The organism is Coleofasciculus sp. FACHB-712, from assembly GCF_014695635.1.
Taxonomy (GTDB): Bacteria; Cyanobacteriota; Cyanobacteriia; order Cyanobacteriales; family FACHB-T130; genus FACHB-T130.
The window spans coordinates 1-6,398 of sequence record NZ_JACJOQ010000058.1 but is presented as its reverse complement, the minus strand read 5'-3'; the positions used below and the strand labels follow the sequence as shown (position 1 = coordinate 6,398).

Here is a 6,398-nt window from a genome sequence, read left to right as displayed (position 1 = left end):
GATGCTCGCCAAGACGTTAGAACCGTTGAAAGCGATCGCAATTTTGATTGGGGCTGGTTGGGCTTGCTGGGACTGCTTGGTTTAGCAGGCTTAGCGGGTCGCAAGCATGAAGAGCCAACCCGTTACCGCGATCCAGATCCAGTAAGTCGTACCGGCTACAGAGAGTAAAAAAACGGGTGGCTTATAGGGAAATTAACGGCACTAAAAAAGGCAAAAGGCAAAAGAAAGAAGAGGAAATCTTTTCTTTGCCTTTTTGCTTTTGAAATTTTCTAAACTTGTTTGGATTCCAGATAAATCAAAAGTCAGAGTCTTTAGTCTTTAGTCATGGGTACAACTCCATCCACTCTAGGAGTGCTGTTTGGACAAGAGTTTGCGAGTTTTTGTTTTTTCGCTCGCCTTTGGACGGAGTGGGTGCCGAAAAAAGTCTAAAAACTAATGAATAATCAAACAGGGAAATCGAATTAACTGTGTTCCGTTAGCGTGTGGGGAGTGCGATCGCTACTCGGTGAGAAAGTGTAATAACTAGCAATCAACGCCACCATCATCCACCAAAGCGTATTTACTTCCGGTCTATACCAAACTGTATCTACCAAACCATGTCCTAATAGACCAAATATCGTGGCAATCGCCGCTATCAGCCAAAACCCCTCACGCCTGCCCAGTTGCCGCAAACGATTTAGCTGTAGCCATCCTTGGTTAAAGGTGACAATCAGCAACCACATAAAGCAGCAAAAACCAATTAAGCCAGTTTCTACAGCCAATTCCAGGAAAACGGAATAAGCACTTAAGGCAGTATAGCGGGGGCGCTGATAAAGGGGATAAACTTTGTTAAAAGCCTCGTTGCCAGGGCCTATCCCTAAAATCGGGCGATCGCGGATCATCTCAATCACCGCTTCCCAAACGTTGACCCGGAAATTGTTACTGCTATCCTTGCGACTTGCAAAAATACTAAAAACGCGATCGCGCACTGGTTCCACAAATAGGATCGCCACCGCTAGCACTAGCATCAAACTTCCTAACAGAATCGGCAGCGACCAAGTCCGCCAGAAAGGTGGCAGATGTTCGCCGATCCAGTAAAGCAGCATCAGCGAAAATACTAAAAGCAAAAATATAAAGCCAATCCAGCCGCCGCGACTGAACGTGAGAATCAAACACGCAGTATTAACGGAAAACATCGTCAGCGCTAGCGCTTTACGACTCCACCCGCGCCAAGCAAAAATAGCAGCCAGAGAGAAAGCGATCGCAGGCAAAAGATAAGCCGCAAGTAAATTGGGGTTCCCCAGATAACTATAAACTCGCGTCGTTTTAGACAGGGGAGACGTTGGATCTGTCCAAGTTGCCAGTGCAGCCGCCCCAAAAAACCATTGTCGCAGCCCGTAGACACTAACAATCAGCGCAATGTGGAGATAGACCGCGATCAGGATAGAACGCAGTCGGGGCGATCGCAGCACTCGCGCCATGAGCGCAAAAAATAGCAAATACAGCGTTAGCTTGCCCCAGCCCTTCAAAGCAGCTATCTTCACTGGCGACAGAGCCGTTGCTACAGTGGCAATGCCCCAGTACAGTAACACCAACCAGTGAATTGGAGTAACTTTAGGCGCTTCGCCCGGTACATAACCCGCCTCATCTGACAGAGTCAGCAGTATCCAAAAGCCAGCACCGGCAGCTAACAACACGCCAACCAGGGCCGTTGTCACGAAAGGAGCCAACGCAAACACTAAAGCCACAAACAAGGCTCCCAACGGCTCAGCCCACTGCACGCAGACGCTACTCTGCCGCCAGCTTCGCAAGCTACCGACCAACCGATGCAAATAGCTTGCACTTTGCCACTGATACAGCGGCAAACTGGACAAGGTAAATTGTTGCCAAACACTCATGTGATAGGTCAGGGGGGAAGTGATTATGGGTGATTGGTATTGATCACATTAGTCATTGGTCAATGAACAATTAGCCATTCCCTATGACGATTACCAATTACCCAAGTACATAGTTTATAGTCTCTAGTCCGTCAATCATCACCAATTGTTTCCACCGCATCCACCTGTGGCAAGCTGACTACATAGCGATATCCCGCTTCTGGAGAGCCTTGAACAGAAATGTGCCCACCATGAATTTCTGCCAATAAACAGCTCAGCAACAACCCCAAACTTTCACGAGAACCATTGCCGACTGATAAATGGGACAGCCCTTCTGAGATGGCAGAATCAGCGGCACGAGAGTCATTCAGCAACAATTGATTCATTGATGTGAGGGACGGCACGGAGTACGGCTCTTGAATGTAAGCAACACTGGCTTCTGAGAGAGCTGGTTCTAAGTGATGATTTGGCGACATATCGGACTGGGCATAAAACTCAATCTGCGGTAGACCATCTCCTAGCCAGGGATGAGAAACCCACACCGCAATGTTCAGCTTTTCGATTTTGCGAGAGACATGAATGCGAACCACACCTCCTGCACTCCCTGAGTTAATTAGATTAAAAATCAGGTAGTAAAGAATTTGCCGCACTTTATCCTTGTCAAGCAACCAGATGCGCTTTCCAGGCTCTACAGATAGACGAATCTGTTGCTGCCGCCCAGACGCAATCTGTTGCAGGTTATTAATCGCCTGTTGACACAGCATTTCGATGTCCACAGAGGTGAAATCGAGTTTTTGGCTAACCTCATCCAACCCTCCCAGAGACAAAATTTCATCAACTAGCGACACTAAGTGCTGACCGCTGTTGTGGATAATCTCCAGGTATTCCTTCTGCTTGGTCGTTAATGGCCCATAAACTTCGCGTCCCAAAACACTTGCCATCCCCATAATTGAAGTCAACGGAGTCCGCAGTTCCTGTGACAGCTGGGATAGCAGTTTGACTTTAACGGAGCTAGTTGCAGAGGGGCTAGGGGTTGAACGGGTCAGGGACAACACTTCACCCGCATTGCTGCCCATACTGCTGTTGTTCGAGGCGGCATTGTATCCCAGGTCTTTACCCGTTTCTGGTTGCCCGTTAGGCGACGGCTTGGCAAACCAATAGCTGGAGTTGGTACGCTCTAAAGACCCCAATTGTCGCGTTTCTAAAAATAGACGGTTTCTCTCAAATTCACTCAGACTCCAGCGAGCCATAAGTTCCAAAAAGTCAATATCTTTGCTAGTAAAGTTACGAGGCACTAAGTCCATCACTGCCAGGGTGCCCAGGCAGATTCCACTAGATGATAGCAGCGGTGTCCCTAGATAGGCACGGATGCCGTAGTGCTGCACAAGAGCAGTTTCAGCAAACGCTCGATTTGTTAGCGTATCGCCAGCAATCAAAACTTGATGACTATCGACCACATAAGTACACAAAGATTGATGGCGTGGGAGCTGCCGGGACGTGGCGAGATCGTTCATCAACCCTAATCGTGATAAACCCACAGCTGCTTTGATCCGCTGCTTGTCTTGAGCCATTAAACTTAAAATGCAAATCGGCGCTTCCAAAAATCGGGCTGCTGTTTGAGTAGCTTCCTCGAACACTGGAACCATCTCTGCTTCAAGTAGACCCAATTCTCCCAAAGCAGCGAACCTTTGTTGTTCTCGTACTGCCGGTGTCAAACCATCCAAACGACAAAAAAGTCTGCTTTCTGGGGCTGCCATTACCATCCCTACTCCCATACGCTTTGCTTGTATGACTTAATTTAATATCCCGCTACACTTAGCGTTCCCGAAGAAGGCCTCTAACAAACACGTTGAGCAGAGAGTTTTGCTTTTCGGTTAAAAAGGACTAAGGGTAAATGACACTGAGTTTAAACAAAATTGACTTCTATCGTAGGTTGAACGACAAGAATAGCGGGGGTTCTCCCGCCCTGGCGACGTGGTGTTTGAGGTCGCGCAGGCGCGTTCATGCCGTAAGGCTTTAGCCTTCAAGGGAGGAGAAAGCAACAAAAATCAAGGGAGGCGTTGAGTTTAGCACTCGGCTCAACCCAGCCGACAAGTCTTCAGTGACGGTGATTCGATTGAGGAGCCAGGATGAAAAACAAGAGTGAAAAGTAGAGTCATTTCTGCTGGCAAGAGGCTTTCTTGCTTCATTCACTCATCACTCTTGTTTGCTGAGTCCTGAGTCCTGAGCCTTGAAGTTTTCAAGTTGACCAGGCGGGATGAGATAACAAGGCGGCAATCACCCGGACACCCCGCAGCTGATTTGACAGAGGCAGATGACCCCTAGGGGCACTGAGATCCCAGGTAAACTCGTTGGGATATCGAGTCCAGTTGTTGCCGCTCTTCCAGCCAATTTTGGGCCAGAACTTTAAGAAGTCTTTGCCGAGACTCAGCCAGATTTCCCGTTGCACGGAAAAACCGAATTTGCCCTCCGAGTGTAGGAACCACAGGCTATTGATGGTTTGTAAATCAGGAATGGGGAAGTTTTCTACCTCTGTAAAGTACAACCATTTTCTCTGTACAGCCTGAGCACCTGCCAATTCACACAGCTTTTGCAAGGTTAGGCGGTCAGCGGCAAGAAAGTCTTGTTGCAAGAGCAGGTGTTGCAGGGAACTGTAGTCGATGCCGCGTTCTGAGTGTAAGGGGATAATGCCGGAAGGGAAATGGGTTTGAAGAAATTCAGTTGCAGCTGGCAAATTGGCGTTGTAGAGGGTCTGGTAGGCTTTAGCTGTAACTAAATTGGTAGGAGTTGACTGATTGTTACGTAAAAATTCCATCAGTACCTCCAAACCGGCATTACCCGCTTTTAGAAGTTCTGGGAGGAGTTGTAGTTGCGTTTTTTCAGAACCCGACTCAAACTTGCAGCGTAGGTCGGTAAGGTCTTGGCTGGTGTATGGTAGGTCGGCAGTCGTTTGGTCTGTCATGAAGCAAGTCATTTCAGGTTGCTGTTAGTTATTAGTCATTAGTCATTAGTCTCTAGTCTTTAGTCCGTAGCCAATGACTAATGACCAATGACTAATGACTTTTGACAAATGCGCTAATCATTTGAGTGCAGGATGCGGTCAATCATCGCTGTGGTCGAGGTGGGAATTTCCACTTTGACCAATTCAATCTGACCTCCGTATGCCTGAACGGCAGGTGTTTCAGGCAGGGTTTCCAAGCTGTAGTCGCCTCCTTTGACATAGATATCGGGCTTGAGTGTTTCAATTAAGCCAGTGGCTGTCAATGAGTCGAAGATTACCACTCCATCCACGGGCTTAAGGGCGGCGAGAACTTCAGCCCGCTGCTGCTCAGGCACGATAGGTCGGGGAGGCAATCCCTGCTGATGGGGCTTGATTGCACGGACGGACTGATCACTATTTAACCCCACGACGAGCGATCGCCCCAAGGACTTTGCTACTTGTAAATATCGAACATGACCTGTATGGAGTAAATCAAAGCACCCGTTAGTAAATACTAGCGGTCGCCATCGGCTAGGATCTGCCGCGATCGCTTGACTTAACTCATTTAGTGTATAAACGCCTGAAATCATGGGTAATGAGAGTTTTGAGCGATGAGTTTTGAGTTTTGAGTTATCAAAAAATTTTTAATTTAAAATTCAGAGGCGATCAACCCTTGTCTCTACAACTTAAAAATTGATTACCAATTACCAATGACTGCCTCATCTCTCACGGCTCTTCATGGGTGGGAGGTCGGTATCCGTGTTCAAAGGCAAATCGAACTAGTTGAGAGCGATTCTCTAGTTCCAGCTTACTGAGGATGTTACTAAGATGGGTCTGAACGGTGCGCGGACTGATAAACAAGCGATCGCTAATTTGTTTATTGGTAAATCCCTGAATCACCTCCCAAAAAACTCTTTGCTCTGCGGGTGTTAACGGAAGTGGCTCGCAGGTGGCAGAACCCAACGCTCCCAGAGTTGCTGTCGCTGCGGTGGAACTGGTTGCCATCTGCTGCATCAACCGTACCATTTCCGCATGGATGCGCCGCGATCGCTCTAGCTGAGCTTCAATTTTTGCGACTAATTCCCTGGGATCGAAGGGTTTAGTCAGATAATCATCTGCCCCAATCGTATGACCTTGAATTCGGTCTTCTAGCTCTCCTTTGCCTGACAAAAAGATAAACGGTACCAATTGCCCGATAGGAGTTGTTCGCAGGCGTCGGCAGAATTCCAAACCGTCCATCTCCGGCATCATTACATCGCTGACCACCAAATCCGGTGGAGCTTGTTCAAAAGCGCTTAATGCCTCCATACCAGAACTTACATCCTGAACCAGATACCCCTGGTTTTGCAGGTAGCGTGTCAAGACAGTTCGCAGGGTTCTATCATCATCAACGAGCAAAATTTTTTTCATCGTTACTCTAGAAGAGCGCCTTTCAGGGGCCATATCAGCCTAGGGCGTGTCATCAATTAAGCCAAATGACAGAAGCAGCCAGATAAATTGCACCCAAAAAATTGGTAGCGCGTTTATCGTAGCGCGTCGCAATCGCTCGATACTGCTTGAGT

General features: G+C 48.0%; 6 protein-coding genes and 1 pseudogene. 1 reads left to right on the top strand and 6 read right to left on the bottom strand.

The features are described 5' to 3' along the window. The coding region (locus H6F50_RS27830) for a WGxxGxxG family protein (RefSeq protein WP_190425448.1) at nucleotides 1-168 on the top strand (168 nt) is incomplete at its 5' end. A 293-nt stretch (nucleotides 169-461) separates the two neighbouring features. Here H6F50_RS27830 and H6F50_RS01295 read toward each other — a convergent pair. From H6F50_RS01295 to H6F50_RS01270, 6 genes and pseudogenes are all read right to left on the bottom strand, one after another. Beyond that, on the bottom strand, nucleotides 462-1,877 hold the full coding sequence (locus H6F50_RS01295; RefSeq protein WP_190425446.1) for an IctB family putative bicarbonate transporter: 1,416 nt from the start codon (nucleotides 1,875-1,877) through the stop codon (nucleotides 462-464). Nucleotides 1,878-2,008: 131 nt separating this feature from the next. After that, complete coding sequence (locus tag H6F50_RS01290; RefSeq protein WP_190425444.1) at nucleotides 2,009-3,613, bottom strand: GAF domain-containing sensor histidine kinase; 1,605 nt, start codon at nucleotides 3,611-3,613, stop codon at nucleotides 2,009-2,011. Nucleotides 3,614-4,095: 482 nt separating this feature from the next. Next, the gene (locus H6F50_RS01285) at nucleotides 4,096-4,818 is read right to left on the bottom strand and encodes a GUN4 domain-containing protein (protein ID WP_190425442.1); all 723 of its coding nucleotides are present in this window, start codon (nucleotides 4,816-4,818) and stop codon (nucleotides 4,096-4,098) included. Between the two features lie 113 nt (nucleotides 4,819-4,931). After that, the gene (locus H6F50_RS01280; RefSeq protein ID WP_190425440.1) at nucleotides 4,932-5,426 is read right to left on the bottom strand and encodes an adenylyltransferase/cytidyltransferase family protein; all 495 of its coding nucleotides are present in this window, start codon (nucleotides 5,424-5,426) and stop codon (nucleotides 4,932-4,934) included. A gap of 136 nt (nucleotides 5,427-5,562) precedes the next feature. Continuing rightward, complete coding sequence (locus H6F50_RS01275; protein ID WP_190425439.1) at nucleotides 5,563-6,246, bottom strand: response regulator transcription factor; 684 nt, start codon at nucleotides 6,244-6,246, stop codon at nucleotides 5,563-5,565. A 52-nt stretch (nucleotides 6,247-6,298) separates the two neighbouring features. Next, a pseudogene (locus H6F50_RS01270) lies at nucleotides 6,299-6,398 on the bottom strand (IS5/IS1182 family transposase); the annotation flags it as partial.

What these genes read in the sequence shown, in the direction of transcription:
- H6F50_RS01295 (WP_190425446.1), bottom strand. Translation starts at nt 1,877, where the DNA reads ATGAGTGTTTGGCAACAATTTACCTTGTCCAGTTTGCCGCTGTATCAG.
- H6F50_RS01290 (WP_190425444.1), bottom strand. Translation starts at nt 3,613, where the DNA reads ATGGCAGCCCCAGAAAGCAGACTTTTTTGTCGTTTGGATGGTTTGACA.
- H6F50_RS01275 (WP_190425439.1), bottom strand. Translation starts at nt 6,246, where the DNA reads ATGAAAAAAATTTTGCTCGTTGATGATGATAGAACCCTGCGAACTGTC.
- H6F50_RS01280 (WP_190425440.1), bottom strand. Translation starts at nt 5,426, where the DNA reads ATGATTTCAGGCGTTTATACACTAAATGAGTTAAGTCAAGCGATCGCG.
- H6F50_RS01285 (WP_190425442.1), bottom strand. Translation starts at nt 4,818, where the DNA reads ATGACAGACCAAACGACTGCCGACCTACCATACACCAGCCAAGACCTT.